Raw genomic sequence first — 26,948 nt, 5'->3', positions numbered from 1 at the left:
CAGCGAGTTGGGCTTACTTGTCCAGCAGGTCCTTGACCTTGGTGACATCCAGGGGGATGCCGGGGCCCATCGTCGTGGCGACGGCGCCCTTGATCAGGTAGCGGCCCTTGGAGGAGGTCGGCTTCATGCGCAGAACCTCGTCCAGGACGGCGGCGTAGTTTTCGGTCAGCTGCTCGGCCGTAAAAGAGGCCTTGCCGACGATGAACGCCAGGTTGGCGTGCTTATCGACGCGGAACTCGATGCGACCACCCTTGATCTCCTTGATAGCCTTCGCGACGTCCATGGTCACGGTGCCCGTCTTGGGGTTCGGCATGAGGCCACGGGGGCCGAGGACGCGGCCCAGGCGGCCAACCTTACCCATCAGGTCGGGCGTGGCGACGGCGACATCGAAGTCGGTGTAGCCCTTGGCAACCTTCTCGATGAGCTCGTCGCCGCCGACCTCGTCGGCGCCCGCGTCGATGGCGTCCTGCGCGCGCGGACCAGCGGCAAAGACCAAGACCCGGGCGGTCTTGCCGGTGCCGTGCGGCAGGGAAACGGTGCCACGGACCATCTGGTCCGCCTGGCGGGGATCGACACCCAGTCGGAAAACGACCTCAACGGTCGAATCGAACTTGGTGACGGTGGTCTCCTTGGCCAGCTTCATGGCCTCGAAGGGGGTGTACAGCACGTCCGCGTGGACCTTCTCGGCGGCTGCGCGGTAGCTCTTGGAGCGCTTGGTCATTCTGCTTCTTCTCCTTGCAGTCGTGGGTGTCGGGCAGCGCCTGCCCTACCACGGGGGTCGGTTGGTGTCAGCCTTCGACGGTGATGCCCATGGAGCGGGCGGTACCGGCGACGATCTTGGCGGCGGCCTCGACGTCGTTGGCGTTGAGGTCGGCCATCTTAGACTGGCCGATCTCGCGGGCCTGGTCCATGGTGATCGAACCAACCTTGACGGTGTTGGGCGTGCCGGAACCCTTCTGGATGCCAGCGGCCTTCTTGATGAGCTCGGCGGCGGGCGGCGTCTTGAGGACGAACGTGAAGGAACGATCCTCGTAGACGGTGATCTCGACGGGGACGATGTTCCCACGCTGAGACTCGGTGGCCGCGTTGTACGCCTTGGTGAACTCGACGATGTTCACGCCGTGCTGGCCCAGCGCGGGGCCGACAGGCGGAGCGGGGGTGGCGGCGCCGGCTGCGATCTGAAGCTTGATCAGGCCGGTGACCTTCTTCTTCGGTGCCATGAATGCGGGTCTTTCTGCTGAAGTTCTGGCCGACGGACGTCGGTCAGGGCGGCGCAGGGGCGGCATCCCGCTGGTTTTCAGCGGGCACACCCCGCCCTACGCACACAAAAGTGAATCATAACGCGATTCCGGGCTTGATCCCAAGTCCGGGTGCACGATGTCACTGATCGAGCTTGTCCACCTGATCGAAGCCGAGCTCGAGCGGCGTCTCGCGCTCGAAGATGGTGACCAGGACCTTGAGCTTGTGCGTCTCGGGCATGATCTCGGCGATCGTGGCCGACATGGTCTCGAAAGGCCCGTCGATGACGGTGACGATCTCGCCGACCTCGAACTGGGTCTGAACGGCCTGCACGGGAGCGGGCTGATCCTTGGCGGCCTCGGCGGCCTCCTCCAAGACGTTGGGCGTCAGGAGCATGACGACCTCGTCGATGGACAGCGGAACGGGGTTGTGCTGATCGCCCACGAAGCCGGTGACGGCGGGGGTTTCCTTGACGACTCGGTAGGAAGCCTCGTTAAAGTCCATGCAGACGATCGCATACCCGGGGATGCGCACGTGGCGCACGCGCTTCTTCGCGGTGCCACGGTACTCCATGACGTACTCGTCCGGAACCTCAACGGCGAAGATGTAATCCTCCATGTTCTGCGTGGCGATGCGCTGCTCGAGGTTTGCCTTCACCTTGCGCTCGTGCCCGGAGTAGGTGTGGATGACATACCAGTCGCCGGGGGACGTGTAGAGCTTGCGGCGCAGCTCGGCCACCGCTTCCTCTTCCGTCGACGCCTCCCCCTGGGAGGCTTCCTGGGCCTGTTCGGCAGTCTCCGCTAAGGATTCCGAGGCCTGGCCGTCGACCACCGCCTCTGCGTCCCTCGAATCGGCACCCTCTGGCTCGACCGCTTCCTGGGGCACTTCCTCCGCCGTTTCCTGGGCGGCCAGGTCGGCGGGGTCCTCGGTGTACTTGTCGTCGTTCACGGTGTTTCCCTCCTGAGAATGGGGCCGGACCGTGAAAGAAACCCGCCTGCAGTATCCTGCGGGCGGGTTCGTCGGTCTCAGCCGAAGATCAATGCACTCAGCTTACCGAATCCGAAGTCGAGGAGACCAGCGAAAATCATGATTGCGGTAACAAACACAACGACGACCGTGAAGTACGTCCAGGTCTCGGATCCCGTCGGATAGGTGACCTTCTTCATTTCGTCGATAACCTGCTTGAAGAAAAGCCAGATGCGACCGAAAAAACCGGGGCGCTTCGTTTTTTCACGAGCGGCTTCCCCGCGCTTTGGGGTCGCCTCGTTTTTCGTGCGGTCTCGGCGCGAGGATTCGACGTCCGAGGCTTCACTTGCGGCCATTGGAATCCTCCTGCGAAAATATCAGCCTATTCGCAGGGCAGGCGGGACTCGAACCCACAACCGCCGGTTTTGGAGACCGGTGCGCTACCAATTGCGCCACTGCCCTACGCAGAAAAACCTGCTTGACGAACACTAGTGTATGGGTCGCCGCTTTGTCCAACGGAGAAGGATCCCGTCATGTCGCGAGCCGCGAAAACCTGGCCCCGGCCTCGCAGATGAGAGGTAGACCACGCACACGCCGCCTGCGCTCAACGCCACACGGGCTCACGACGTGGGACCATTAAAGGGTGAGCACATCTCCACGCACCCGAGTCTCTGATCGTTTCAACGCCATCACCCCGTCGGCCACCCTGGCCGTCGACGCGAAGGCGAAGGCCCTCAAGGCTGCCGGCCGTCCCGTTATCGGCTTCGGCGCGGGTGAACCGGACTTCGCCACCCCCGACTACATCGTCGAGGCCGCCGTGAGGGCGGCGCACGATCCCGCGATGCACCGCTATACGCCCGCAGCCGGCCTGCCCGCGCTGCGCGAGGCCATCGCCGATAAGACCCTGCGCGATTCCGGCTACGAGGTCTGTCCCGCCGACATCGTTGTCACCAACGGCGGCAAGCAGGCGGTCTTCCAGGCCTTCGCCGCGCTGCTGGGCCCCGGAGACGAGGCGATCCTGCCCGCCCCCTACTGGACCACATATCCCGAGGTGATCAAGCTCGCGGGCGCCACCCCCGTCGAGGTGTTCGCCGGCGCAGACGCCGACTACAAGGTCACCGTCGAGCAGCTGGAGGAGGCGCGCACGCCGCGCACCAAGGTCCTCCTGATGTGTTCGCCTTCGAACCCCACGGGCAGCGTCTACACGCCCGCGGAGCTCACCGTGATCGGACAGTGGGCGCTAGATCACGGCATCTGGGTTATTTCCGACGAAATCTACGAACACCTGCTGTACGAGGACGCACAGACGGCACACATCGTCGCGCTCGTGCCCGAGCTGGCCGACCAGGCCGTCATCCTGAACGGTGTCGCCAAGACCTACGCGATGACGGGGTGGCGCGTCGGCTGGATGATCGGCCCCTCCGACGTGATCAAGGCGGCCCTGTCCTTCCAGTCGCACCTCACGTCCAACGTCAACAACGTCGCGCAGGAGGCCGCGCGCGCCGCCGTGTCCGGTTCCCTTGACGCGGTGCATCAGATGAGGGCCGCCTTCGACCGCCGCCGCCGCACCATCGTCGACATGCTGCGCCGGATCGACGGCTTTACCGTTCCCACACCCACGGGCGCGTTCTACGCCTATCCCAACGTCGAGGGCCTGCTGGGCCGAAAGATTCGCGGCCGCGTCGCCCGCACCTCCGGCGAGCTCGCGGACCTGATCCTCGACGAGGTTGAGGTCGCAGCCGTCCCCGGGGAGGCATTCGGCCGCTCCGGGTTCCTGCGCTTTTCCTACGCCCTGGCTGACGAGGACCTGGTCGCAGGCATCACTCGCGTGCAGGAGCTCTTCGCCTGATGCACGTCTCGTTCGAACGAACTGCCGAGGATTCCCCCCGGGGCACCGTCCTCCTCTCCCACGGGTACGCAGAACACTGCGGGCGCTACGCCCGCCTGCGTTCCGCGCTCACCCGCGCCGGTTACGACATCGCTTCCTTTGACCACGCCGGCCACGGCACATCCGGCGGGGACCGCGGCCGCGTGGACGTCGGCGCGCTCATCCGCGACTTCGGGGTCGCCCGAGGACAGGCCCTGGCCCACGCGCGCACCCCCGACCTGTTCCTGTTCGGGCATTCGATGGGCGGACTCATCGCGGCCGCCGGGGCGATCCTGGATCCGACGCGGCTGCGCGGCATCGTCCTATCCGCGCCGGCCCTGCGCCCCCTCCCCCGCGTCGCCCCCTCTCAGGCCCGCATGCTGGCGCCCCTGGCGCGGCTGTGCCCCGGCCTCGTCGTCACGAAGGGGGCCTCCGACATGGGGGTCTCTCCGCTGTCTCGCAACCCCGAGGTGCAGCGCGCTTTCGACGCGGATCCCCTCAACTATGTGGGGGGCGTCCCAATCCTGACGGGCGTGACCATGATCCTCCAGGGCGACGAGGTGCTGCGCCACGCCGCCCGCCTGCGCACGCCGACCCTGGTCATGCATGGCTCGCATGACCTCATGGCGGATCTGCGGGGCTCGCGAGACCTGGTGCGGGGCGCGCGAGCCGCCAACCCCGGCGCGGACATCCACCTGCGCGTCGTGGACGGCGCCTACCATGAGCTGCTGAACGAACCCGAGGGACCCGGCCTGATCCGCGACATCATCATCTGGCTCGGGGAGCACTGAGCCGTGGCTACGCCCGCGGTTGCCGACCTGACCGCCCCGCGTCCCACCCCAAAGGGCAGGCGGGACCTCGCCACGCTGCCGAAGGCGCACCTGCACCTGCATTTCACGGGGGCCATGCGCCCCTCGACGATGATCAACATGGCCGCGTCCCAGCGCGTGCGTTTGCCCCCTCACCTTTTGCACGTCGATGCCGCTTCCATGCCGGCCGACGGGCGCGGGTGGTTCCGGTTTCAGCGCGCCTACGATTCCGCGCGTCACCTGGTGCGGTCCGAGGATGCGATGCGTCGCCTCATCCGTGAGGCCGCCGAGGACGATGCCGCCGAGGGCAGCGTCCGCATGGAGATCCAGGCCGACCCCACCAGCTACGCGCCCTACGTCGGCGGTATCACGCCGGCCCTCGAGATCATCATCGACGAGGCCCGCTTAGCCTCCGCCGACACGGGCGTCGATATCGGGGTAATCGTCGCGGCCTCCCGCATGAAGCACCCCTTGGACGCGCGCACACTGGCGCGCCTGGCGGCTTCCTTCGCGGGCGACGGCCCCGGCGACGTCGTCGGATTCGGGCTGTCCAACGATGAGCGCGTCGGTTCCACGGACTCGTTCGCCCCGGCTTTTCGAATCGCCCGGCGCGCGGGCCTGGTGGGTGTGCCCCACGGTGGTGAGCTCCTGGGGCCCGCGTCGGTGCGCGAGGTCGTGGCCTCCTTGGCGCCGGCGCGCATCGGGCACGGCGTTCGCACCAGCGAGGACCCGGACCTGCTGCGGGCGGTCGTCGATGCGGGCATTGCCCTGGAGGTGTGCCCCACGTCGAACGTGCACCTGGGAGTGTTCACGGACTTTTCCCACGTGCCGCTGCCCACCCTCATCGACGCGGGCGCCACGATCGCCCTGGCGGCAGACGACCCGCTCCTGTTCCGGTCGCGCTTGGTCGCCCAGTACGAGGTCGCGCGCGATGTCTTTGGGATGAGCGACGAGGCCCTAGCCGCCCTGGCGCGTTCGTCGATCGACGCGTCCCTGGCTTCCCCGTCGCGCAAGGCGGCCTGGAAGGTGGGCATCGACGCGTGGCTGGCGGCCCTGCCGGGGGAATAGGCCAGGAGCGGAACTCGTTCGGGGTAGCACGCTGGCGTCACAAACGAATAGTGCATGCGTGCACTCCGGCGAAAAGATGCACCGGCTCTCCTGCGCGCCGCGGACTATCACCCACCCGCGAGGTATCGCTCTTCAAGTTGGCGGACATTGCCTCATACTCGAGCAAACTCACCGGCTTCCCAACCGAGGTTCCACGCGCTCAGCCCGGCCTCGTTCACGACGACTCACTCCTGTCAGATCGATGGCGAACGCCGCAACCTACCAGTCAATGCCGACCGTGACCGGCTCGGGCACCAGGGTGATGCCATAAGCGGAGCGCACGCGCTGGCGCACGGCGCGGGCCAGTGCCTCGATATCGGCGGCGGTGGCGCCGCCCCGGTTCGTCAGCGCCAGGACGTGCTTGGTGGACAGGGAGGCGCGCGGCGGGTCCCCGGCCTCGGGCAGATGGAAGCCGCGAGCGCAGCCCGCGTGGTCGATGAGCCAGGCGGCGCTGGTCTTAACCATTCCCTCCCCGGCCCCGAAGCGAGGCGCGTTGGCGGGCAGTGAGGCTGCCGCGTCGGCGGGCATGATCGGGTTCGTGAAGAAGGACCCCGCGCTCCACGTGTCGTGGTCGCCGGCGTCCAGGACCATGCCCTTGCCTCGGCGCAGCTCCAGGACGGTGGAGCGAACCAGGTCGGCCTCGGCGCGCTCCCCCACCCGGACGCCCAGGCGCCTGGCCAGCTCCGAGTACATGACGGGGGCACTCAGTTCCGAGCGCACAAGACGAAAGTCGACGGACAGGACGACCCAGCGCCCGGTCGGCCCCCACGGGCGGCCGCCCACGCCGGGCTCGCCGATGCTGCGCTTGATCGCGGATGAGCGGTAGGCGAAGCCGAGGTCGGAGGGCAGCAGGCGCACGACGAGGCCGTTCCAGCGGTCGTAGGCCGCAACGCTCTCGATGGTTTCGGAGACCTCGTGGCCGTAGGCGCCCACGTTCTGAACGGGAGAGGCACCGACGGTCCCGGGGATGCCGGACAGCGCCTCGACGCCGGAAAGGCCGTGAGAGAGAGTCCAGGACACGAACTCGTCCCAGACGGTGCCCGCGCCGACGCGAACGACGGCGGTGCCGTTCGAGGCCTCGCGCACGACGGCCGCGACCTCTCCTGCGGGCTGCACGTCGATGACCGTGCCCTCGAAGGGCGCGTCACTGGCCAGCAGGTTCGACCCGCCGCCCACGACCAGGAGCGGGGTGCCCGCGGCGTCGGCGGCGGACACTGCGCCGACCAATTCGTCGGCGGAGGTCACGGTCACGTGGCGGGCGATGGGTCCGCCCACGCGCAGGGTCGTCAGGTCAGCGAGGGTCGTCATGCCCTCAAGCCTAGCCGCCAAACGCGAGGTCCGTGCGCCTGGTGCCGCGCCGGTCCGGCACCTGCCCGGCCAGGCCGATCGCGACCGCGACGGGGATGGCGACGAAGGCCAGGGCCCGATGGTAGCCGATGTGGTCGGCGATGAGCCCCAGCAGGGGCGGACCGATCAGCGATGCCCCGTAGTTCACGGTGGACAGGACGCTGACGCGCGCGGGCGTCATCACGGGATCCACGCTGAGGGCGGAAATACCCAGGGGAAAGCCCAGGGACGCGCCGATCCCCCACAGGGCGATGCCGGTAACGGCCAGCGCGTGATGGGGCGCGAATGCGACGAGGAGCAGGCCGATGACCGCCCCGAAGAACGTCAGACGCAGCAGCGTGGGCGACCCCAGGCGCGCCTGAAGGCGCGGGGACGCGAAGCGGACGATCGTCATCATGAGGAGGAAGAAGGCGAAGGCGGCGGAGGCCCCCGCGGTCGAAAAGCCGTATCCGTCCACCATGGACAGGTTCAGCCAATCGTTCGCCGCGCCCTCCATGAGCCCGGCGCTCATCACCATGAGCGCGATCAACACGGTCTGCCGCTCCCGCCACGCCAGGCGGGTCAGGCCCTTCGCCTCCGTCTTCGGCGAGGCCGACCCCACCTTGGCCCCGCCGGTATCCGGGGCGGGCGCCAGGGAGGTGACCTCCTCCTTCGTCAGGTAGAAGCCGACGGCGACACCGCAGGCGACCAGTTCGAGGGCGGCGAGGCCAAAGAGGTGAGCGCCGAGGGGCAGCCCCAGGTGCGAGGCGAGGGAGCCGACGAGCGCGCCGGTCAGCATGCCCACCGCGTACATGGCCTGGATGATGGGCACCACGGTGCGCCTCACGGCCGCCTGGACCAGTCCCGCCTCAATGTTCATGGTCGCTCCCCACAGCCCGTTACCCGCGGCCAGCAGCACGAGGCCGAAGGTCGCCAGCGGGAGCAGGCCGAGGAGCGCCCCCACGCCGGCGCTAACGATCCCGACGGCCCAGACCCCCACGCCGACGCGCCCCGATGCGCGCGCGCCGATCCGGGTGACGATCGGACCGGAGGTCGGCAGGGTGATGAGGGAGCCGAGGGAGGCGATCAGCAGCATCGTGCCGATCGTGGCGGGCGTGAGCCCCAGGTCATCGCGCACGTCCGGCAGACGGGACAGCCAGGCCGAGGTGCCAAAACCGAGGCAGACGTAGACCGCGCAGGTCGCGCGCAGGGCGGCGCGGGCGCGAGCAAAGGAGATGGGCATGCTGGGTAATATACGCCCTTGGCTTCCCCAGTAAAGCGGCGCGCGGGCGGGTGTTCGTCACCCCGCCCGCGCGCCGCGCCAATCCTGACGCTCAGCCTTCCACGGCCGCCTTGAACCAGGTCGTGATCGACGTGGGGTGCGTGATCGCGGTGCCCACGATGACGGCGAAGGCACCGGCACCGATGGCCGCGGCGGCCTGCTCGGGCGTGTGAACGCGGCCCTCGCAGATGACGGGCACGCCCGGGAAGGCGGCGACGACCTCGGCCAGAAGCTCTATGTCGGGGCCGTCGGTCTTGGCGCGCTCCCCCGTGTAGCCGGCCAGGGTCGTGGAAATAATGTCCACACCGGCATGGGCGGCGCGCTTGGCATCCTCGAAGGATCCGCAGTCCGCCATGACCAGGGTGCCGTCCTCGTGCAGGGCGCGGGTGGTCTGGTCAAAGGTCAGGCCGTCCAGGCGGGGGCGACCCGTCGCGTCCAGGGCGACGATGTCGGATCCGGCCATGACGCAGGCGCGGGCGTGGCGCAGCGAGGGTGTGATGTAGACGCCCTCGTGGCCCTCCTTCCACAATCCGATGACGGGCACGTCAACGCGGCCCTTGATGGCGGAAATGTCGGACAGGCCCTGGCAGCGGATCGCGGCGGCACCGCCGATCTCGGCCGCGCGGGCGATCTGCGCCATGGTCTCGGGATGGCGCATGGGCTCGCCCAGGTAGGCCTGGACGGAGACGATGAGCTTACCGGACAGGCCAGCAATGAGCGGATGCATGGTTTTCTCCTATGGGTGAAGGAAGAACGAAACGGCCCCGAGCAGCGGCGCGTCGCCGCCGAGGGAACCAACCAGGAGGGGGGTGTCGGCGACGGGCGTCATCGCGCTGGCCGCGAAGCCCTCGCGCAGGCCGTCCCACCACATGTCCCCGGATCGGGTCATCGACCCGGAGAGGATGACGGCCGCTGGGTCCGTGCAGTTGACGAGCGAGGCCGTGGCCTCGCCGAGCGCATAGGCGGAGCGGGCGAAGCACGCGGCGGCCAGGGCGTTGCCGGATTCGGCCAGGTCCTGCAGGGCGCGCCCGCCGTCGGCCTCGGGGTCGGCGGAGGTGCGCAGCGAGTCGTACCAGGCGGTGATCCCCGAGCCGGAGCAGAATGATTCGATGTGCCCGAACCTGCCGCACGAGCACGCCATGTCGGGCGCGTAGTGGTGGTGAATGTGGCCCACGTGCCCGGCGATGCCGCGAGCACCGAAGGCGACGCGGCCATCTTCGACAAACGCCCCGCCGATGCCGGTACCCACCGCGATGGACAGGACCGAGCGGTAGGGGCGGCCGGCTCCCAGCGTCGCCTCGCCGAGCCCGTGCGCGTGCACGTCGTTCAGGACGCGCGCGTTAAGGCCGGTGGCCGCCTTCAGCTGCGCTCCGAGGGCGGTTCCGCCCCACCCGGGCATGGTGCCGGTCGCGGAGACGATCGTGCCCGTGGCCGGGTCGACGACGCCCGCACTGGCGACGGCGATCCCCGAGGCTTCCGGATGGGAGGTCACCAGGGAGCGCGCGAGGGCGCAAACACGCTCGGCCACGTCGGCCCCGCCTCGCATCGCCTCGGTCGGGATCGACCCGCGCTCGGTGACCTCAGGGGTGTCCCGGGCCTCAACGATGCCCCAGCCGACCTTGGTGCCGCCAATGTCCAGGGCAAGGAGCGAAGTCATGGGGTTCCTTACGAAAAATGGGGTGAGAGAGGGGATCGACGAGGCCGAGGCGCGCGCCCGAGGGCGCGGCGGATGCGGAACGGAGGGCCCCGGCCTCGTCGACGATCAGGAGAGCAGCCCGACCGTGCGCAGCACGGAAGCGACGTGCTCGACGTTGTCGCCCTCAAGGGCGCCAACGGGACGCGGCATCTCGGAAGAATCGAAGACGCCCAGGAGATGCAGGGCGGTCTTGAAGGCGCCGACGCCAGCGCCGAAGCCCTGGACGCCCTTCACCTGGACGATGCGCATGAGGTCCGCCAGGCGATCCTGTTCGGTGCGCACGGCCTCCCAGTCGCGCCGCTCGTAGGCCTGCCACTGGCGCACGTAGCCCTCGGGGTCCACGTTGGCCAGGCCGGGAACAGAGCCGTCGGCGCCGGACATGTAGGCGCCGTCAACGACGACCTCGTGGCCGGTGAGCAGACGCAGCGGGCGACCGGCGGCCTCGTTCGCGCGGGCCAGCCAGCGGAAGGAAACGTCGTCGCCGGAGGAGTCCTTGACGCCGGCGAGCACTCCGTCGCGGCCCAGGCGCAGCAGCAGGTCGGGAGACAGCTTCGTGTGCACGCACACGGGGATGTCGTATGCCCACAGCTCCAGGTCCGTGCTCTCTGCCAGAATCCTCAAGTGCCGCTCGATCTCCGTTTCGCCACCGAGGGCGTAGAACGGGGCGGTGGCCACGACGCCCGCGGCGCCACCGACGGCTTCCACGGCCCTGATGTTGTCGAGGACGCGCTCGGTCTCCGTGTCGATCACGCCGACCAGCAGCGGGACGCGTCCGTCGACGATGCGCACGACCTCGCGCTGGATCTGGGCGCGGCGCTCGGTGGTGGAGAAGGCAACCTCACCCGTGGACCCCGACACGAACAGGCCGTGAAGGCCAGCCGCGATGAGGCGGTTGATGTGACGCTCCAGCGAGGCAACGTCCAGTTCACCGTCCTTCAGCGGGATAGCCAGCGGCGGGATAACGCCACGAATCTGCGAAGTCATCAGTTCTCTCCTTCGAGGGTGGGGTGAAGCAGCGAGGGCGCGGCGCCCAGCAGCTTGCGAGTGTAGGGATCCTTCGGGGCGGCCAGCAGCTGCGCGGCCGGCCCCTCCTCCACGACCTTTCCGCCGTTCATGACGGCGATCCGGTCCGACACGTAGCGAACCGTCTGGATGTCGTGCGAGATAAACACCATCGCCAGGCCCAGGTCCTTCTTCAGGTCCGTCAGCAGGTTCAGGATTTGCGCGCGCACCGACACGTCGAGCGCGCTCGTGGGCTCGTCCGCGATGATCGCGTCGGGGCCGATGGACAGGGCGCGGGCGATCGCCACGCGCTGGCGCTGGCCGCCCGAAAGCTGGCCGGGCAGCGCGTCGAGCGCGCTTGAGGGCAGACCGACCAGCGAGATCAGTTCGCGCACACGTTTTGTCCGCGAGGCCTCGTCGCCGATCCCGTGCACACGCAGCGGGTCGGCGAGCTGATCCTGCACGTGCATGCGGGGATTCAGCGCGGTCGCCGGGTCCTGGAAGACCACGGAGACGACGCGGCCGACGCGCCTGCGCGCGTCCGCGTTGCGCTTCGTGATCTCCTCGCCACCAAAGAACACCTGGCCCTTCGATGGCATCTGCAGGCCGCACATGACGTTCGCGGTCGTGGATTTTCCGCAACCGGATTCGCCGACGATGCCGAGCGTCTGCCCGCGCTCGATGCGCATGTTGACGCCGCGCACCGCGTGCACCCTATTGGGCTTGAACAGGGAGCCGGTACGCGAGGTGAAGGTCACCTCGACGTCCTTCAGTTCGATGATCGGGGTGTCGGCGCTCATCGGGTTTCCTCCTGACCGTTCGTTTCTGGCGCGGCGTCTTCGTCGTCGCGGGGCGGCAGGGCCGCGTACACGTGCTCGGGGCCCACGGCGGTGAGAACCGGGCGGATATCCAAGCCGTAGTCGGGGTGCGAGGACCTGGGGGCGAACCGGTCGCCCGCCGGGAAGTCGCGGGGCGAGGGCACCGTGCCGGGGACCTGGTGGAGTCGCCCGGAGCCGGACTCGATCGAGAGGACGGCGCCCAGCAGGCCGCGCGTGTACTCGTGGGTCGGGTGGGTGAGCAGTTCCTTCGTGGGGGCCTGCTCGATGACCTGGCCGGCGTACATGACGGTGATGTGGTGCGCGACCTCGGCGACCAGCGCCAGGTCGTGGGACACGAAGATCATGGCGAAGCCCAGCTTTTCGCGCAGCTCGTTGAGCAGGGCGATGACCTGCTTCTGGACGGTCACGTCCAGCGCGGTGGTTGGCTCGTCCGCGATGATGAGCTTCGGATCGCGGGTCAGGGCCATTGCGATGAGCACGCGCTGGCGCTGGCCTCCGGAGAGCTCGTGCGGGTAGGACTCGAGGGTGCGCGAGGGATCCAGGCCCACCAGCTCAAGGAGCTCCTCGGCGCTGCGCGTACCTCCCCTGCTGGTCAGCTGCTTCATCTGCGCCTTGATCAGCATCGCGGGGTTCAGGGACGACAGCGCATCCTGGTAGATCATCGCCATCTCGTGGCCCAGCAGCGCGCGGCGCTCCTCGATGGACTTGGACAGCAGGTTCTCACCCTGGTACAGGATCTTGCCGGTGATCTTGGCCTTCGGGTCGATCAATCCCATGATGGTCAGGGCGGTGATCGACTTGCCGCAGCCGGACTCGCCGACGAGGCCCATGGTTTCGCCCGGACGCACCTTGAAGGAGACGTGATCGACGACGTTGACGTCGCCGTGGCGGTCGAACTGGATGCACAGGTCCTTGACCTCCAGCAGCGGCACATCCTCGAAGGACCCTTCGAAACGGTCGGTGCGCTTGCTTTCGACGGCCTCCAAGTCATCCAGGCGGGCCTGCAGGGAATCGGCCTGCTCGGCGTACGCGCGGCGCGGGTCGAGCAGGAGCTTGTCGGCCTCGCGGTCGGAATCCTTATCGACCTGGGCGACGGCCCCCGACGAGGGGGCGGCCACCATCGCGTCCGTGATGCCCTCGGACAGGATGTTCAGGCACAGGACGGTGATCATGACGAACAGGCCCGGGAAGAACGCGGTCCACCACTTGCCCAGCAGAACCGACAGGTTCGACGAGGCCTCGGACAAGACGTTGCCCCACGTGGCCACCGTGGTCGCCTGGAGGCCCGACCCGATGAAGGTCAGGGACGCCTCGAGGATGATCGCGTCGGCGACCAGCACCGTGGCGAAGACCAGGACGGGGGCGGCCGTGTTGCGCATGACGTGTTTGATCAGGATCCACGGGGCGCGGGCGCCGGACACGATCACCGCGCGCACGTAGTCTTCGCCGTAGGCGGCTATGACGTTCGCACGAACGACACGGGACAGCTGCGGAATATAGACGAAGGCGACCGAGCAGATGATGACGAACACCAGGGCCACCGTGTTGCCCGACTTGGACAGCGTACGGCCGAACACCAGCACGAAGACGGCGGCCATCGCGATGCCGGGCACCGCCATGATGATGTCCATGACGCGCATGATCGTCTCGGACAGGCTCTTGCGGACGACCGCCGCGACCGAACCGACGATCGCCCCGAAGAATAGGGCGATGAGGGTCGAGCACAGACCGATCAGCAGGGAGAAGCGGCCTCCGTACAGGACGCGTGCCAAAATGTCGCGGCCCACGTGGTCGGTGCCGAAGAGGTGTTCGCCCGAGGGCGCCAGCCACTTGTCGTGGATTTCATCGGGGCCGTAGGGGGAGATGAGGGGCGACAGGATCGAGATCAGGATGACGAGCGCCAGGATGGCTATCGCGATCTTGGACCCCAGGGACATCGCGCCGATGCGCGAGAAACGCGCCCCCTTCGCGGTGACCTTAGCGAGCTTTTCTTTCTGGTTCATGCCTCACACCGACCTAATACGCGGATTGATGAGCAGGTAGAGCATGTCAACGATGATGTTGACGACGATGAAGGCGATCGCGACGACGAGCGCGCCGCCCTGCACCAGGGTCACCCAGTTCTCTTGAATGCCCTTGAGCAGGACCGCCTTGCCCATTCCATCAATGGCGAAGATGATTTCAATGACGACCGCGCCGCCCATCAGGTACCCGATGCGCAGGCCGAGGACGGTGACAGGGGTGATGAGCGCGTTACGCAGAACGTTGCGCGCCACGACGATTCGCTTCGGGATGCCGCCGCCCACCGCGGTACGCACGTAGTCGCGGTCCAGTTCCTCGACCATGGAGGTTCGCACGACTCGGGTCATCTGACCAACCACGGGAACCGCCAGGGCGATGGCCGGAAGCAGCATGCGCAGGAACCATCCCCCGGGGTCTACGGAGAGGGCGGGAACGGAACCCGAGACAGGTAGAACGGATTGGTTGAAGACGAGGACCAGCAAGGCAGCCAGCCAGAAGGAGGGGGTGCCGATGCCGATGACCGACAGGACGCGGATGACCTGGTCGGGCCAGCGGTCCCGGTACAGGGCGGCGAGCACGCCGAGGGGGAAGGACAGGAGGACCGCAAAGAGCAGGCCCAGGAAGGTCAGCTGCAGGGTGATAGGCAGGGCCTGGCCCACGAGGTCGCTGACGTGGTTGGACGTTCCGACACCGTAGGTGCCGAGGTCGCCGTGGAGCATGTTCCACAGGTAGCGGCCGTACTGGACAAAGAAGGGATCCTTGAGACCGTGCTGCGCGCGGTACTCTTCGAGGGCTTCGGGGGTCGCCGTCTCGCCCAGGGCCGAGTAGGCCGGATCGATGGGAGACAGGGACATGATGAAGAAGACGAGGAAGGACACGCCGACCACCATGATCGGCAGGGCCACCAGTCGTCGTCCGATGAGACGCAGAAGGTTATTCACTGCTAGACCTCCATTTCAGTGGTTTTTGGCAAAGAGAACGGAGGGGTGGCGCCCCACTGTGGCGTCTGCCTCATGGGTGGGCGTTCCACCCCTCCGTCCTATCCGGCCCCTGCGGGCCTTACTTTGCGCTCACACCGAGCAGCTGCAGGCCGGTGGAGGAAATCGCCTGGAATCCGTCCACCTTCTTTGGGTTGGAGCCGGTGATCATGTTGCGGAAGACAAGGGGGTACAGGACGCCCTGTTCGGCCAGCAAGTCCTGAGCCTCACCCCACTTGGCCTTGGCGGCGTCGCCGTCAAGCTGAACGGCCTCGTCCATGATGGACTGGAGCTTCTTGAAGGATTCGGGATCCGACTCCTGCCAGCCGTCACGCTTCTTGGTCCACACGTTGTCGCCGTTCCACCAGGAGATGATGATGCCGGGGTCCACGCCGAAGACCGAGGGGTCACCGGGGGCCAGCACGACGTCGTAGGTGGGGGAATCCACGTCGGTGACGTTGGAGTACAGGTCGGAGGACGCCATCTGCGTGTGGTTGACCTTCACGCCCAGCGCCTCCAGGTCGGACTTGATCTGGGGAACCAGGGCCAGGACCCACGGGTGGTCCGTCGTCACGAGGTTGATCTCCAGCCCGGACACGCCGGCGTCGCTCAGGAGCTTGGTGGCGGCATCCTTGTTGTAGGACAGGTCGGTCGAAGGCTTCTTGTAGGCGGGGTTCGCCTCGGGCAGGAAGGAGGTCGCCTCGACGGCCTGGCCTTCCAGCGCGGAGTTGATCAGCTTCTGCCTGTCGATGGCCTTGAGGAAAGCGCGGCGCACCTCGGGCTTGTCGAAGGGAGCCTTGCGCGTGTTGAACATCATGAAGGGGTTGCCGTAGCCGGGCTTGGAGTCGACGTTCCAGCCGGCGCCCTTGAGCTGATCCTGAGCGGAGGCGGGGACGGCCTCCATGAGGTCAACCGTGCCGCCGATAGCGGCGGCCAGACGGGCGGAGTCATCCTTGAGGGCCTGCCACTTCAGGGTGGCGACCTTCGCGGGCTCGTTACCCGTGTAGTTCTCGTTGGGAACGGCGGTGATCTCGGTGGCCGTGATCGTGTCGTACTTGTACGGGCCCGAGCCGATCGGCTTTGCCTTCAGGGCGTCCTCGTCCATGGAGGAGGGAACCACGCGAACGTTGACGAAACGCTCCTTCAGATTGGCGAAGGGGTGCTTCAGCTTGATAGAGACCGTCTTGTCGTCCTTCGCGCTCACGGAGTCAACGAAGGTGAAGAACTGACGGTAGATGGACTTCTCGGACGTGGCGCGCTCGTAGGAGCTAACGACGTCAGCGGCGGTCACATTGGAGCCGTCGGAGAACTTCGCGCCGTCGCGCAAGGTGACCTCGTACTCGGTGTCGGAGACCTTCACGGGGTCACCGCCGGCCAGCGCGGGGCTGACGGAATAGTCGGCCATGTTGAAGCGGTACAGGCCCTCGAGGACCTGCCAGTTCGCACCCATGCCAAGAGCCGAGGTGGTGATCGGCCCATAGTCGGTGGTCTCGTAGGCGACACCGGCCGTAACGGTCCCCTTCGGCCCGCCGGAAGCGTTGCCGCCGGAGCCGTTCGAGGTGGGCGATCCGCCGCACGCGGTCAGGATCATGGCGGCGGCTGCGGTCAGCGCAGCGCCAGTTGCGAAGTGTTTATGCATTCGCATGTTCTCGCTCCTCATCTTCGAGAATTGGGACGTGCGGTTCTTTTGTTCCGCTCGCTATACTCATCGTATGTTGTCAGACAAATCTGTGCAAGCGATAACGACGCAATTGCCTCACACATCCGAACAGAATCGCACAGGACCAGCACCAATCGACACGCGATCCTCGGTAACGATGGACGCGATCAAGTCCTACATCCTGCGCCACGGACTGCGATCCGGCGACCGTCTCCCGACCGAATCGGCGCTGTGCGCCGACCTGGGCGTGTCTCGTTCCTCCGTGCGCGAGGCGCTGCGTCGCCTCCAGGCGCTCGACATCGTGACCGTCCGCCAGGGCTCGGGCTCCTACGTGGGCGACATGTCCATGCAGCCACTGGTTGAGACCCTGGTGTTGCGCGCCGCCCTGGACGAAATCAACGGGGTCGAATCCCTGCATTCGATCGTCGAGACCCGGCACGCCCTCGACCTGGGGATCGCGCTGCCGCTCACGCGCGCTATGACGGGAACCACAAACCCGCGACTGTGGGAACTCGTGGACGCGATGGCCACGCGCGCACGGGAGGGCGCCACCTACCTGGACCAGGACATCGCCTTCCACTCCGGGCTGCTCGCATACCTGGACAACGCCCTCATGCACCAGCTGGTGGCCGCCATGTGGCTGGTCCACCAGAGCGTCACCCCCCAGCTGGCCGCGGCGTCGCGCCAGGAGATGGAGGACGCCGCCGACGCCCACGCCGCGATCCTGCGCGCCTGCGAAGCAGGAGATCCGGCAGCCTACGCCGCCGCCGTTGACGCGCACTACGCGCCCCTGCTGGCCATCATCGAGGGACGCTGAGGGCTCGGGGAGAAACGCTCACGCGCCGGGAAGCGGGACCGCCGCCTCCCACAGGCCACGGTCCCGCTCGAACACCACCACGGCCTGGCCCACCCCCACGGCGACGTCGCTGTAACCGAACCCGCCTTCGCCGAGGGAGGCGACCGGGCGGGCACGCACCTCGCCCTCCCACGGGGGCGTCAGCCGCAGGACGGCTCCACCCGCGCGCGCACCACGCGAATGCGGGTGCACAAACAGGTCTACGATGTGGCGCGCGTTACACCCCGGGTCCTCCAGCTCCCACATGCGCCCACCATCCCAGCGGCGCCCGTCGCCCCACGCGAGGTAGCGCGCACCCGCCCCGCGCCCCTCGAAGCCCTGAATCCGGCAATTTGCCACGAGGCGCCCATCCCACACGCTCACCGTCGTCTCGTCCAGCAAGACCCCCTGCGGCCCCTCCAGGGGCTCCGACACCCACGCCAGCTCACCGCCGCGCGCGAACACGACGCACACGCGGGTCAGGTCCCCCGTCCGCACGACGTAGGGCAGCGCCACGGCGCCGCCGAAGCTGACGGTTCCTCCCGAGGCGGCGAAGAGCCCATCCGCGCCCGTCTCCTCATACAGCCGGTCCGTGACGTCCTCGTAGGTCAGTTCCTCGGGGATGCTCCCCCACGCCCACCAGGCGCGCAGGCGCTCGCCGGCTGCGCGCGAATCCATATAGCCGACGCACCCCCGCGTTGACGCGAAGGCCAGGTGCATCCACCCGCCCCCATCGACGCCCACGCAGGCGTCCGACGATACCGGAGGGCACCCCGCAGGCAGCGGGCGGGGAGCAGACCAACGGCCCGCCGCCTGCCGTTCCACCCACCGGATCCGGTTCGGATTCGGCAGGTCCGAGGCCATGGTCAGCCCGTTAAAATCGGATCCCGCACCGCAGGCCGGGGCCGGCCGTTCGTCGTAGAACAGGACCGTCCTTCCATCCCCCAGTGCAACGAGCGCGGGAATGCGCGCCTCCCCCGCACCCAGCGGAGCAATGATCTGTTCCGGTTCAACACGCGCCATCACCCGACCAGGATAAGCCACAGTGGCACGGCGCACATACAAAGCACCCCGGGGAACCCAGGTTCCTCGGGGCCTTACAGGCGAAAAGCCGTCAGCGAGTCTCGCGGTGCGCCGTCGACTTGCGGCAGCGCGGGCAGTACTTTGCCAGCTCGAGACGATCCGGCGTGTTACGACGGTTCTTCTTGGTGATGTAGTTGCGCTCCTTGCACTCCGAGCAGGCCAGAGTGATCTTGGGGCGAACGTCCTGAGACTTGCTTGCCACGGTTGTTTCCCTCGCTTAGTTTCGTCGCCGTGCGACCTGTCCGATTAAAGATTCGGTAGCGGGGGCGGGGCTCGAACCCGCGACCTCACGATTATGAGTCGTGCGCTCTGACCAGCTGAGCTACCCCGCCGCCGGAAGCGGATGAATCCGCAACCGGAGCCCCGAAAGGGAATCGAACCCTTGACCTTCTCCTTACCATGGAGACGCTCTGCCTACTGAGCTATCGGGGCAACGCCGGAAAGCCTATCCCAACTCCGAGCACCGAAGCAATCCCGAAGCCTGAGAATGACATCACAGACGTTACTCGCTGAAACCAGCGAGCCTGTGGCAGGTGAGGGATTCGAACCCCCGAAGCACGAAGCGTCTGATTTACAGTCAGATCCATTTGGCCGCTTTGGTAACCTGCCGCGCGCCGCTCTCGCGGTGCCGTGAAAGAATAGCACTAAAATGACGCCGAGCGCCAATCGGAACAACGATGGGCGAAATGTCAATGAAAGGTGCCTTCTCATGGCCGATTCTTCCTTCGATGTCGTCTCCAAGCTCGACCGCCAAGAGGTCGATAACGCCGTTAACCAAACCGCCAAGGAGATCGCCAACCGCTACGACTTCCGCGGCGTCGACGCCGCCATCGTCCTCAGCGGGGACACGATCGCTATGGAGGCGAACTCGGCGTCCCGTGTGCTTGCGATCCTGGACGTGCTCCAGTCCAAGCTCATCCGCCGCGGGCTTTCCCTGAAGGTCTTGGATTATAAGGACCGCGAGCCCAAAGCATCGGGCAAGCTCTACAAGCTCGTCTGCCCCCTCAAGGAGGGAATACCGCAGGAGACAGCCAAAAAGATCGCCAAGCTCATCCGCGAGGAGGGGCCCAAGGGGGTCAAGGCTCAGATCCAGGGCGATGAGTTGCGCGTCTCCTCCAAGTCGCGCGACGACCTGCAGGCCGTCATCGCCCTGCTTAAGGGCCCCAGGGGCGAGGAGCTGGACGTCGCCCTCCAGTTCGTCAACTACCGCTGATCCCGGGCATCAATGAGGGCGGGCGCGCGCAAAGTCCTGATGGGAGGCCGCCGCGGGGTCTGCGGGGCCTGGCCGGGCTTCGAGACGACGCACCGGGCGCAGCTCGGTTGAGCAGGCTCGCGGGCGGCAGGCCCCGCGGCGACCGGAAACCAGGAAATGCACCAGCACGACGAGGAAGCCGGGCAGACGAAGACGCGTCAGTAGCCCGCGATTTCCTCCAGACGCGCGATGCGTTCCTCCATCGGCGGATGCGTCGACAGCACCCGCCTGAGCGATGACCCCCGGAAGGGGTTGGCGATCATCATCGCGGCGACGTGTCTCGTGCGCGGCGTATCCTCCATCGGCCGGCGATCCGTCGCCGTTTCCAGCTTGCGCAGCGCCGAGGCCAGCGCCAGGGGATCCTGCGTGAGCATCGCCCCGTCCTCGTCAGCATCGAACTCGCGCGTGCGCGACAGCGAGAACCGGATCAGGGTCGAGGCGATGGGAGCCAAAAGGCTCAACGCGAGCAGCCCCAGGAAGCCCACTCCCCCGCCCTCGCGGCGTACGCCCCCGCCGAAGAACAGCAGGAACTGGGCGATAGCGATGACGACGCCACCCATCGCCGCGGCCACCGAGGTCGTCAGGATGTCCCGGTTGTAGATGTGCATCAGCTCGTGGCCCAGGACCCCCCGCAGCTCCCTTTCGCACAGGATCGCCAGGATTCCCTCCGTGCAGCACACCGCCGCGTTATTCGGATTGCGCCCAGTCGCAAAGGCATTCGGCGTCGGCGAGGGCGCCACCCAGATCGACGGCATCGGTTCCCCCGCCCGTTCCGACAGCTCGCGAACGATCCGATAGAGCTCCGGCTGCTCCGATTCGCTCACCTGATAGGCGCCCATAGACCGCAGCGCGATGGCCGCCGAGTTCCAGTAGGAATAGGCGGTCTGAGCCAGCCCGATACCGGCAAACACTAAAATCCACACGGCGCGACCCGTACCCGAGGCGACCAGTGCCCCCAGGCCCAGCAGCAACGCCCACATTCCTCCCAGCAAGAGCGTCGTCTTGAGGCCATTGTGGTAGTTCCTGTGCACCATGCACGGGATTTTACGAAGGCTACCTAAAAGATCACTGAAAGGGGCCCGGAAACCCTGTGTGAATCCGGGGCCGCAGGGGAAACCGATACCAGCGGGCGAGGCGGTGGAGCCCACCGCCTCGCCCGGGAAATCACTCGCCTAGGAGCGGCGCCCCGGACCCGTGTAGTCGTCGAAGCGCTCGGGGGCCGCGGGAACGCCCATCTCGCCCATCTCCCCGATGTGATCGACGGTCGCTGAATCCACCTCGGCGCCGCGCGAAATGTCCGTCATGACCCGGCGCGACACCACCTTGATGCGCTCGCGCGTCCCGCGACCACCGGGCAGCTCACCATAGCTTTCACCCAGGGCCTGCTCGTAGGCATCCAGGAGCTCCCACCCCTCCCAGGTCGTGAACTCCACGCCCCGCTCCTCCAGCAGGGCGACCATGGCCTCGTGGCCCACGGCCTCGGTCTTGGCGTGCAGGCACCCCGCCGAGGCGTCCTCCACCAGGTGTGCGATCGTCTGCTGCGCGTCCGACTTGGTCGAACCGATCAGGCCGACCGGACCGCGCTTGATCCACCCCGTCGCATACACGCCGGGAATGACCTCGGCGGACTCGTCCTTCGTCTGCTCCGCACAGATGACGCGGCCCTCGACGTTGGGCACCACGCCGGCGCTCTCGTCGAAGGGCAGGCCCGGGATCGGCGAGGAATAGTAGCCCACCGCGCGGTAGACCGCCTGCACCGGCCACGTCGTGATGACCCCCGTGCCCGACACGCTGCCGTCGCCGTTTAAGGCGGTGCGCTCGGTGCGCAGCGCCTTGACGTGCCCGCGCTCATCAGCGACGATCTCGACCGGGGACTGGAAGAGATGAATGTGGATGCGACGCGACGCGGTGCGCTCTTTCTCGTCCACCATCGCGTAGTTCGTCAGCGTCTTCACCACCTGGCGCTGCTGGTTCGACGCGCGCAGCGCCTCCTCGGAGCCCTCGTCGAAGTCGAAGTCCTCTTCCGACACGATCACGTCCACGTCCGGCACCTTGCCCAGTTCGCGCAGCTCCAGCGGCGTGAACTTCACCTGCGCCGGTCCGCGACGCCCAAACACGTGGACGTCCGTCACGGGGTTCTCGGCCAAAGCCTGCGCGACGTTGGCCGCCACCTCCGTCTTGAGCATGTCTTCCGCGTGCTTGGCCAGCACGCGCGACACGTCCAGCGCCACGTTACCCACGCCGATGACGGCGACCTCGCGCGCCTCAAGCGGCCACGTACGCGGGTAGTCCGGGTTGCCGTCGTACCAGGAAACGAAGTCCGCAGCGCCGTAAGACTCCGGCAGATCCACGCCCGGAATGTCGAGGGGATGATCGCGATCCGCGCCCGTCGCGATCACGATCGCGTCGTAGTGGTCGCGCAGGTCATCAATGCTCACGTCCCTGCCCACCTCGACGTTGCCCAGCAGGCGGATGTCCCCGCGCTGCAGGATCTTGTACAACGCGACGATGATTTGCTTGATGCGCGGGTGATCCGGCGCGACACCGTAGCGCACCAGACCGTAGGGGGCGGGGAGGCGTTCAAACAGGTCGATATTGACCTCGAGCCCCGACTTTGACAGAATATCCGACGCGTAAATACCGGCGGGACCAGCGCCGATGACGGCAACGTTCAGCGGTGCCAACCAAGTTCTCCTTACTTCGACAAAGCGCGAGTGCGCGCACCTGGGCACCGAGTCTAGCGCCCGAGGCCGAGGGTAACCTTACCTGAGACCCCCCGCACACCTCAAGGGTCTTCTCTTCGGGTGAGGCCGGTGTGCGCGGTGGCCTGTCGGCCCCGGCCTCGCGTGCACCGTCAGACCAGGCGATCCACCATCAGGTTCGCGAACGACACGAGCGCCGTCCTGGCCTCGCCCTCGGGCAGGTCCTCCAGCGCCTGGACCGCATCGCGCGCCCACGCGCGCGCCAGCTCGCGAGTCTCCTCCACGACGTCGTGCGCGCGCAGCTGCTCAACCACGTCGGCGAGCGCCTCATCGGAGGACAGGTCGCCCGCCAGGTCACGCAGGATACGCGCCCCGGCCGGGTCGATCGCTCCGCTCGCCTCGCGGCGACGCAACAGCAAAACGGGCAGCGTATCCACGCCCTCGCGCAGATCCGTGCCGGGGGTCTTACCCGATTGCTCGCCCGAGGAGGCCAAGTCCAACACGTCGTCCGCGATCTGGAAGGCAACGCCCACCTTCTCGCCAAAGTCGCTCACGATGTCACCGACCGACTCGCTCGCGCCAGCCAGCAGGGCACCAAACGAGGCGGCCGCCGACACGAGCGAACCGGTCTTATCCGCCAGCACCTGCAGGTAGAAGTCCACGTGGTCCGCACCCGGCGTCGGACCGAAGGTTTCATTCAGCTGGCCCTCGCACAGGCGCTCGAAGGTGCGCGCGTGGTGATCCACCATCTGGGAACCCAGGGACGCGATCAACAAGGATGCGCGCGCGAACAGGATGTCGCCGGCCAGGATCGCCCGGTTGTTGCCCCAGAGGCGCTGAGCGGAGGGCACCCCGCGACGGGTCGGCGCGGAATCCATGACGTCGTCGTGGTACAGCGACGCCAGGTGCGTCAGCTCGACCGCCGTCGCAGCCGTCAGCACCTTGTCGTCCAACGCGCGCTCGGGATCCCCCAGCTGCGCGCACACGAGCGTCAGCAGCGGACGCATCCGCTTGCCGCCCGCGACCGCCAGATGGCGCGTCAGCTCATCCATCAAGTCGCGGGACGAGGAGACCGAGTCGAGGAGACGGCGCTCAACGGCCTCAAGCCCCGGCGTAATACGGAGCTCAAGGTCGGGAACATGAAGATCGGGTGTTTGGACGTTCACGGAATCAGTATGACGATCTTTTCCAGGAGGCTCAACACGGGACCGGGGAACACGCCCAGCGCAACCGTGCCCAGGGCACTCACGATGATGGCCAGAGCCGACAGGCCCTGCGACCTGACCACCACGGAGTCCTCGCCGGGGGCGGTGAAGAACATCAGGCGCACCAGACGGAAATAGTAGAACGCCGTGATCGCCGAGGCAGCCAGGCCCACGATCGCGAGCCAACCGATGCCGCCCGCGATGGCGTCCGAGAAGACCACGAACTTGGAGACGAAACCGGCCGTCAGCGGGATGCCGGCAAAGGACAGCAGGAAGACTAGCATCGAGGCCGCGATGCACGGGTTCGTGCGGCCGATTCCCGCCCACTTGCGCAGGCTCGTTGCCTCACCGAGGACGTTGCCGTCACCGTCGCGGCCGCGCACCAGGGCGACCACGCTAAAGGCTCCGACCGTCGCCAGCGCGTAAGCCAGCGTGTAAAACAGCACGTGCCCCGTGCCGCCCTTTTGGATCGCGAGAATACCCATCAGGATGAAGCCCGCGTGCGCGATCGACGAGTACGCCAGCATGCGTTTCACGTCTTTTTGAACCAGGCCCGCGAAGGTTCCGACCAGGATGGTGCCGACCGCGACGGCGGCGAAAACGTACAGGAAATCCCACTGCAGGTACGCGGCGACTGCCTGGTAAAAGCGAGCCATCGTAGCGAACGCGGCGATCTTGACGGCCGCGGCCATGAAGCCCGTCACCGGGGTCGGGGCGCCCGTGTAAACGTCCGGGGTCCACGCGTGGAAGGGGGCGGCCCCCACCTTAAAGAGCAGTCCAACCATCACGCTCAACACGCCGATGAGAACCATCCAGTCCATGTCGGTATTCGTCGAGATGGCGCGCCCCAGCGCGGAGATGCGCAGCGAGTTCGAGAAGCCGAAGAGGAAGGCCGTGCCCATCAGCATGAAGCCGGAGGAAAACGCGCCCAGCACGAAATACTTCAGCGCCGCCTCGTAGGACAGCTGGCGGCGGCGACGCGCGGTTGCGGCCATGATGTACAGGGGCAGCGACATGAGTTCAAGGGCCACGAACAACGTGACGAAGTTGTCCGCCGCGGGGAAGATCATCATGCCGCCGAGGGAGAACAGGGTCAGCGGGAACATCTCGGAACGCTGGTGGCCGTGGCGCTGCGTCAGTTCCTCGGCCGCCGAATCGGGACGATCCGACGGCTGACCGGCGAACGCGCCGTCACCGGCGCTCGTGCGGTCGGCCATCGCCAGCACCGCGACGAGGCCGATGACCGCCAGAATCGACTGCGCCGCAACGGTCAGCGGATCCTCGATGTACTCCCCCAGCGAGGCCGGGGCGGCCACGACGGCAGACCAGCGCAGGGCCAGCACGGCACCCGCGCCGCAGGTGGCCGCGATGGCCAGGGCGATCACGATGGGGCGGCGAGCCTTCGCGGGGGCGAATGCCTCGACGAGGATTCCCAGGACCGCGCCCCCCAGCATAATGATGATGGGAGCGAGGCTCAGCCAGTGAACCTCGGGGGCCTGGAAGTTAGCCATGGGCAGGACGTTCACTGTGCGCTCCCTTCAGCGGCGGCCGGGACCGGCGCTGTGTCCAGGTCGAGGTCTGAAGCAACCGGGGTCAGCGCGCCGACCAGGGGCGCCGACCAGATACCGAGGACGAGCATCGCGATCACGAGGGGCGTCATGACGCAGCGTTCGCGGGTACACAGGTCCGCCAGGTCTTCCTTTCCTTTGCCGGGCGCGCCCGTGAAGACGCGCTGGTAGGGCATGAGGACGTACATGGCGGCGATGACGACGCCGAGGACCGCGAAGAGCGCCAGCGGCGCGCTCACCTTCCAGGTCCCCATGAGTACCAGGTACTCGGGGACGAAACCGGACAATCCGGGCAGCGCGATTGACGCCAGGCCAGAGATCAGCCACAGGCCAGACAGGACGGGCGTGACCCTTTGCATGCCAACGTACTCGCGCATGTCCTGCGATCCGCCGCGACGCGAGAGCCAGCCGGACAGGAGGAACATCGCGGCGATCGAAACCCCGTGGGCAACCATGTAGAACATGGCGCCGACCAGGGCCAGGTGTGACCCGATGAAGATGCCCAGGACCATGAAACCGAAGTGCGATACGGACGTGTAGGACACCAGGCGCATGATGTCGCTCTGGCCGTTGGCCGACAGGCCTCCCCACAGGATCGAAATGACGGCGAGGACGCACACCGCCCACTTTGCGGACGCGGCGGCGCCGGGGGTCAGTTGCAGGCACAGCGTGATCATCCCGAAGGTACCGATCTTGTCCAGCACGCCGACCAGCAGCACGGAGGTGCCGGGGCGCGCGGCCGCGGCAGTGTCGGGCAGCCACGTGTGGACGGGAACCATGGGCGCCTTGATGGCGAAGGCGACCAGGAAGGTCCAAAAGACGACCATCTGCACGGCGGGGGCGGTATTCGGCAGCACCTGGGCCAGCGAATCCAGGCGGAAGAACGTCGAGACATCCGAGGCGGACCGCGAGCCAATCGCCCAGAGGAACAGGATTCCGCCCAGCATGACGAGGCCGCCAAACAGCGAGTACAGCAGGAACTTCATTGCCGCCTTGTGGCGCGCGCTCTCCTGGCCGACGCCGTGGCGGCCGATCATGACGTAGAGCGGCACCAGCATCGCTTCGAAGGCGAAGTAGAAGACCGCCAGGTCGTAGGCCGCGAAGATGACGACCATGAACGCCTGGAGGGCAAGGACCAGGGCGGGGTACGCGCCGCGATCCGATGCCTCGTCCTCGTTCCATCCCGCGACGAGCACGAGCGGCACGAGCCCCAGGGCCAACAGGATCATAACCAGGCCCAGGGAGGTCACGCCCAGGGACCAGCTGATGCCCATCTGGGGGATCCACGCGTGGGTCTCGTACACCTGGTACGAGGCCGGGGCGGACCAGTCGAAGGCGGTGACGGCCACGACGATGCCGAGCGCGAGCTCGACGAGGGCGACGGCCAGGGCGACCATGCGCCCGGCGGCGCGCCTCAGGGGCGGGACCAGGCCGAGGAGGGCCGCGCCCGCGGCCGGAACTGCCACGAGGACGGACAGCCACGGGAAGTTAGCATCAACCATTGCACTTTC

Annotated in this window: 25 protein-coding genes and 4 tRNA genes; 5 read left to right on the top strand and 24 right to left on the bottom strand. The window is 67.2% G+C overall.

Annotated features, from left to right (window positions below):
* Nucleotides 1-13: 13 nt before the first annotated feature.
* The 5 genes from rplA to BLT68_RS05230 form a co-directional block, all read right to left on the bottom strand.
* Nucleotides 14-721: a 50S ribosomal protein L1 gene (gene rplA, locus BLT68_RS05250; RefSeq protein WP_050695218.1), complete on the bottom strand. Its 708-nt coding sequence runs from the start codon at nucleotides 719-721 to the stop codon at nucleotides 14-16.
* A gap of 67 nt (nucleotides 722-788) precedes the next feature.
* On the bottom strand, nucleotides 789-1,220 hold the full coding sequence (gene rplK, locus BLT68_RS05245; RefSeq protein ID WP_050695219.1) for a 50S ribosomal protein L11: 432 nt from the start codon (nucleotides 1,218-1,220) through the stop codon (nucleotides 789-791).
* Nucleotides 1,221-1,380: 160 nt separating this feature from the next.
* Nucleotides 1,381-2,187: a transcription termination/antitermination protein NusG gene (gene nusG, locus BLT68_RS05240; protein ID WP_074633188.1), complete on the bottom strand. Its 807-nt coding sequence runs from the start codon at nucleotides 2,185-2,187 to the stop codon at nucleotides 1,381-1,383.
* A gap of 77 nt (nucleotides 2,188-2,264) precedes the next feature.
* Complete coding sequence (gene secE / locus BLT68_RS05235; protein WP_070779135.1) at nucleotides 2,265-2,561, bottom strand: preprotein translocase subunit SecE; 297 nt, start codon at nucleotides 2,559-2,561, stop codon at nucleotides 2,265-2,267.
* Nucleotides 2,562-2,594: 33 nt separating this feature from the next.
* Nucleotides 2,595-2,667, bottom strand: a tRNA-Trp gene (locus tag BLT68_RS05230).
* A gap of 181 nt (nucleotides 2,668-2,848) precedes the next feature.
* Between BLT68_RS05230 and BLT68_RS05225 the strand changes: the two genes are divergently transcribed.
* The 3 genes from BLT68_RS05225 to BLT68_RS05215 are packed head-to-tail and all read left to right on the top strand — an operon-like array spanning nucleotide 2,849 to nucleotide 5,949.
* Nucleotides 2,849-4,054 carry a pyridoxal phosphate-dependent aminotransferase gene (locus tag BLT68_RS05225; protein ID WP_074633187.1) on the top strand — a complete coding sequence of 402 codons (1,206 nt, stop codon included), beginning with the start codon at nucleotides 2,849-2,851 and terminating at the stop codon, nucleotides 4,052-4,054.
* Nucleotides 4,054-4,863, top strand: a complete 810-nt coding sequence (locus BLT68_RS05220; protein ID WP_074633185.1) for an alpha/beta hydrolase — start codon at nucleotides 4,054-4,056, stop codon at nucleotides 4,861-4,863. Before BLT68_RS05225 ends, BLT68_RS05220 begins: the two co-directional genes overlap by 1 nt.
* 3 nt (nucleotides 4,864-4,866) lie before the next feature.
* On the top strand, nucleotides 4,867-5,949 hold the full coding sequence (locus tag BLT68_RS05215) for an adenosine deaminase (RefSeq protein WP_074633184.1): 1,083 nt from the start codon (nucleotides 4,867-4,869) through the stop codon (nucleotides 5,947-5,949).
* Nucleotides 5,950-6,207: 258 nt separating this feature from the next.
* Here BLT68_RS05215 and BLT68_RS05210 read toward each other — a convergent pair whose 3' ends face one another.
* The 9 genes from BLT68_RS05210 to BLT68_RS05170 all read right to left on the bottom strand — a co-directional run bounded on the left by BLT68_RS05210 (nucleotide 6,208) and on the right by BLT68_RS05170 (nucleotide 16,777).
* Nucleotides 6,208-7,296 (bottom strand): UDP-N-acetylmuramate dehydrogenase, encoded by a 1,089-nt coding sequence (locus BLT68_RS05210; RefSeq protein WP_074633182.1) that lies wholly within the window; start codon nucleotides 7,294-7,296, stop codon nucleotides 6,208-6,210.
* A gap of 10 nt (nucleotides 7,297-7,306) precedes the next feature.
* Nucleotides 7,307-8,557, bottom strand: a complete 1,251-nt coding sequence (locus BLT68_RS05205; protein WP_074633181.1) for an MFS transporter — start codon at nucleotides 8,555-8,557, stop codon at nucleotides 7,307-7,309.
* A 91-nt stretch (nucleotides 8,558-8,648) separates the two neighbouring features.
* Nucleotides 8,649-9,323 carry an N-acetylmannosamine-6-phosphate 2-epimerase gene (locus tag BLT68_RS05200; protein ID WP_074633179.1) on the bottom strand — a complete coding sequence of 225 codons (675 nt, stop codon included), beginning with the start codon at nucleotides 9,321-9,323 and terminating at the stop codon, nucleotides 8,649-8,651.
* 9 nt (nucleotides 9,324-9,332) lie between these two features.
* Nucleotides 9,333-10,253 (bottom strand): ROK family protein, encoded by a 921-nt coding sequence (locus tag BLT68_RS05195; protein ID WP_050695228.1) that lies wholly within the window; start codon nucleotides 10,251-10,253, stop codon nucleotides 9,333-9,335.
* A gap of 105 nt (nucleotides 10,254-10,358) precedes the next feature.
* Nucleotides 10,359-11,276 (bottom strand): dihydrodipicolinate synthase family protein, encoded by a 918-nt coding sequence (locus BLT68_RS05190; RefSeq protein WP_050695229.1) that lies wholly within the window; start codon nucleotides 11,274-11,276, stop codon nucleotides 10,359-10,361.
* Complete coding sequence (locus tag BLT68_RS05185) at nucleotides 11,276-12,094, bottom strand: ABC transporter ATP-binding protein (RefSeq protein ID WP_050695230.1); 819 nt, start codon at nucleotides 12,092-12,094, stop codon at nucleotides 11,276-11,278. Before BLT68_RS05185 ends, BLT68_RS05190 begins: the two co-directional genes overlap by 1 nt.
* The gene (locus BLT68_RS05180; RefSeq protein ID WP_074633178.1) at nucleotides 12,091-14,136 is read right to left on the bottom strand and encodes a dipeptide/oligopeptide/nickel ABC transporter permease/ATP-binding protein; all 2,046 of its coding nucleotides are present in this window, start codon (nucleotides 14,134-14,136) and stop codon (nucleotides 12,091-12,093) included. The genes BLT68_RS05185 and BLT68_RS05180 overlap by 4 nt, the downstream gene beginning before the upstream one ends.
* A 3-nt stretch (nucleotides 14,137-14,139) precedes the next feature.
* On the bottom strand, nucleotides 14,140-15,096 hold the full coding sequence (locus BLT68_RS05175) for an ABC transporter permease (RefSeq protein ID WP_050695232.1): 957 nt from the start codon (nucleotides 15,094-15,096) through the stop codon (nucleotides 14,140-14,142).
* 118 nt (nucleotides 15,097-15,214) lie between these two features.
* Nucleotides 15,215-16,777 (bottom strand): ABC transporter substrate-binding protein, encoded by a 1,563-nt coding sequence (locus BLT68_RS05170; RefSeq protein ID WP_050695233.1) that lies wholly within the window; start codon nucleotides 16,775-16,777, stop codon nucleotides 15,215-15,217.
* A 172-nt stretch (nucleotides 16,778-16,949) separates the two neighbouring features.
* Here BLT68_RS05170 and BLT68_RS05165 point away from each other — a divergent pair, with 172 nt between their 5' ends.
* Nucleotides 16,950-17,609: a FadR/GntR family transcriptional regulator gene (locus BLT68_RS05165; RefSeq protein WP_074633176.1), complete on the top strand. Its 660-nt coding sequence runs from the start codon at nucleotides 16,950-16,952 to the stop codon at nucleotides 17,607-17,609.
* An 18-nt stretch (nucleotides 17,610-17,627) separates the two neighbouring features.
* Here the strand turns inward: BLT68_RS05165 and BLT68_RS09105 are convergent, their stop codons facing one another.
* From BLT68_RS09105 to BLT68_RS05140, 5 genes are all read right to left on the bottom strand, one after another.
* Nucleotides 17,628-18,650 carry a sialidase family protein gene (locus tag BLT68_RS09105; RefSeq protein ID WP_074633175.1) on the bottom strand — a complete coding sequence of 341 codons (1,023 nt, stop codon included), beginning with the start codon at nucleotides 18,648-18,650 and terminating at the stop codon, nucleotides 17,628-17,630.
* A 91-nt stretch (nucleotides 18,651-18,741) separates the two neighbouring features.
* Complete coding sequence (rpmG, locus tag BLT68_RS05155; protein WP_006680816.1) at nucleotides 18,742-18,912, bottom strand: 50S ribosomal protein L33; 171 nt, start codon at nucleotides 18,910-18,912, stop codon at nucleotides 18,742-18,744.
* Nucleotides 18,913-18,968: 56 nt separating this feature from the next.
* Nucleotides 18,969-19,042 (bottom strand) — tRNA-Met (locus BLT68_RS05150).
* Nucleotides 19,043-19,069: 27 nt separating this feature from the next.
* A tRNA-Thr gene (locus BLT68_RS05145) sits at nucleotides 19,070-19,142 on the bottom strand.
* A 95-nt stretch (nucleotides 19,143-19,237) separates the two neighbouring features.
* Nucleotides 19,238-19,319, bottom strand: a tRNA-Tyr gene (locus BLT68_RS05140).
* Between the two features lie 100 nt (nucleotides 19,320-19,419).
* On the opposite strand from BLT68_RS05140, the gene BLT68_RS05135 reads away from it, so the two are divergent.
* Entirely contained in the window at nucleotides 19,420-19,923 is a 504-nt protein-coding gene (locus BLT68_RS05135) for a YajQ family cyclic di-GMP-binding protein (RefSeq protein WP_070779142.1), read from the top strand.
* A 197-nt stretch (nucleotides 19,924-20,120) separates the two neighbouring features.
* Here BLT68_RS05135 and htpX read toward each other — a convergent pair whose 3' ends face one another.
* The 5 genes from htpX to BLT68_RS05110 all read right to left on the bottom strand — a co-directional run bounded on the left by htpX (nucleotide 20,121) and on the right by BLT68_RS05110 (nucleotide 26,939).
* Nucleotides 20,121-20,996 carry a zinc metalloprotease HtpX gene (gene htpX / locus BLT68_RS05130; protein WP_050695236.1) on the bottom strand — a complete coding sequence of 292 codons (876 nt, stop codon included), beginning with the start codon at nucleotides 20,994-20,996 and terminating at the stop codon, nucleotides 20,121-20,123.
* Nucleotides 20,997-21,134: 138 nt separating this feature from the next.
* Entirely contained in the window at nucleotides 21,135-22,646 is a 1,512-nt protein-coding gene (locus BLT68_RS05125) for an FAD-dependent oxidoreductase (protein ID WP_050695237.1), read from the bottom strand.
* A gap of 170 nt (nucleotides 22,647-22,816) precedes the next feature.
* Entirely contained in the window at nucleotides 22,817-23,830 is a 1,014-nt protein-coding gene (locus tag BLT68_RS05120) for a polyprenyl synthetase family protein (protein ID WP_050695238.1), read from the bottom strand.
* Nucleotides 23,827-25,380: an NADH-quinone oxidoreductase subunit NuoN gene (nuoN, locus tag BLT68_RS05115; RefSeq protein ID WP_050695836.1), complete on the bottom strand. Its 1,554-nt coding sequence runs from the start codon at nucleotides 25,378-25,380 to the stop codon at nucleotides 23,827-23,829. Before nuoN ends, BLT68_RS05120 begins: the two co-directional genes overlap by 4 nt.
* 11 nt (nucleotides 25,381-25,391) lie before the next feature.
* A complete protein-coding gene (locus BLT68_RS05110) occupies nucleotides 25,392-26,939 on the bottom strand; it encodes a complex I subunit 4 family protein (RefSeq protein ID WP_074633173.1) in 1,548 nt (515 codons plus the stop codon).
* Nucleotides 26,940-26,948 lie beyond the last annotated feature (9 nt).

It is taken from the genome of Schaalia meyeri, from assembly GCF_900105015.1.
Taxonomy (GTDB): domain Bacteria; phylum Actinomycetota; class Actinomycetes; order Actinomycetales; family Actinomycetaceae; genus Pauljensenia; species Pauljensenia meyeri.
The sequence above is the reverse complement of the archived record's forward strand: the minus strand, read 5'-3'. Positions and strand labels throughout refer to the sequence as shown.